This window comes from Skermanella aerolata KACC 11604 (assembly GCF_000936425.1).
GTDB classification, from domain to species: Bacteria; Pseudomonadota; Alphaproteobacteria; order Azospirillales; family Azospirillaceae; genus Skermanella; species Skermanella aerolata.
The window spans coordinates 1-1,447 of record NZ_AVFK01000158.1 but is presented as its reverse complement, the minus strand read 5'-3'; the positions used below and the strand labels follow the sequence as shown (position 1 = coordinate 1,447).

The window sequence follows — 1,447 nt, the reverse complement described above, 5'->3', positions numbered from 1 at the left end:
GCTGGGATTGTCGAGTTTTAATCTTACTAGTTGATTAAAGGCAACCAGATTTGGAAAAAACCTGTGAGGGAGCGCTGAGCTGTCCGCACCAAAGCAAAGAAAGACCCATCGGCACGGGGCCGATGGGAAGGCAGAGGCTTGTGCGATGCGCCTATACAACCGGCAGCGCCGCCTGTCGTTCAAGGCGAGGCAAAAGAAACCCCACCGCGCCACGGAAGCCGGTGGGGTGAGGAGAAAACCCTGCTCTTTGCTTGCATTCCCTAAAACAGGAAAGAGGGCGGATCATTTCGGCCGCCGGGTCACAAAATGGATCCGGGCGTGAGCGATCCGAACACGATCGATGCTGCGGCCTCCTCCATTTGGAGCAATAGATCGGAATCTTCAGACATCTTAACCCGGCGTTAACCTCACTGACCCCACGGATTCGATCCGGCATGGTGCCGTGCAGGGAGGGTCGCAGAGATGTCCGGTTCATACCGCGTGCCGCCAGCAGCCCGGGCGGGATCAGGAGCCCGGATGACTTCGCCATGGCAGCTCCTCCTCATCAGTGCGCTGGTTTTCGCCGGGGCCTGGGCCGGCATCATGATCACGCACGAGGCCGATCGCATCGCGCCGATCTGGATCACCAACGCGGTGCTGCTCACCGTGCTGCTCCGGTCACCGCCGCACCGCTGGCCGCTCGTGCTCGCTGTCGGCTGCACCGCCAATGTGGCGGCCAACATCGCCACCGGCGACAGCGCCGTTACGTCACTCGGACTGTCCGCCTGCAACACCCTCGAGATCATGGCCGCCGCTTGGCTGCTGGCCCGCCCGCAGGGATCGCCGCTCGACCTGCGCCGGAGTGCGGCCCTGGTCCGCTTCGTCGCCTGCGCCGGCGGTGCTGCCCCGGCGCTGTCGGCGACCGCCGCGGCCGGCTTTCTGGCCCTCACCGCCGGCGCCGATCCGGCCGCCGTCTGGCAGACCTGGTTCCTGGCCGACGCCCTCGGCATGCTGGTCGTGGCGCCGCTGCTGCTGATGCTCCGCACCCGCGAGCTGGCCGGTCTGTTCCGCCCGCCGCTGAGGCGTGAAACGGCGGCCCTGCTGGCGGGGCTCACCGGCGTCGTTGGACTGGTCTTCATCCAGAGCAGCCTGCCGATCCTGTTCGTGGTTCTGCCGCTGCTGGTGCTGGCGGCATTCCGGCTCGGCTTCGCCGGCGCGGCGGTCGCGATCCTGCTGACCGCCGTGATCAGCATCGGCCTGACGATCGAGGGCTATGGTCCGGCCATGCTGGCCGACACTTCGGTGGTCGGTCGGGTTCTCCTGCTCCAAGGCTTCCTGGCGGTTGCCGTGCTGACCTCGCTGCCGGTTGCGTCGATCCTGGCCCAGCAGCGCAGGACGGAAGCTGCCCTGATGATGAGTGAAACGCTGTACCGCACGCTGGTGCTCAGCAGCCGCGAGGTCGTCTTCC

General features: G+C 65.9%; 1 protein-coding gene. It reads left to right on the top strand.

The window, feature by feature from the left end:
- Window positions 1–516 precede the first annotated feature (516 nt).
- On the top strand, window positions 517–1,447 hold a 931-nt coding region (locus N826_RS38940; RefSeq protein WP_044437979.1), incomplete at its 3' end, for an MASE1 domain-containing protein.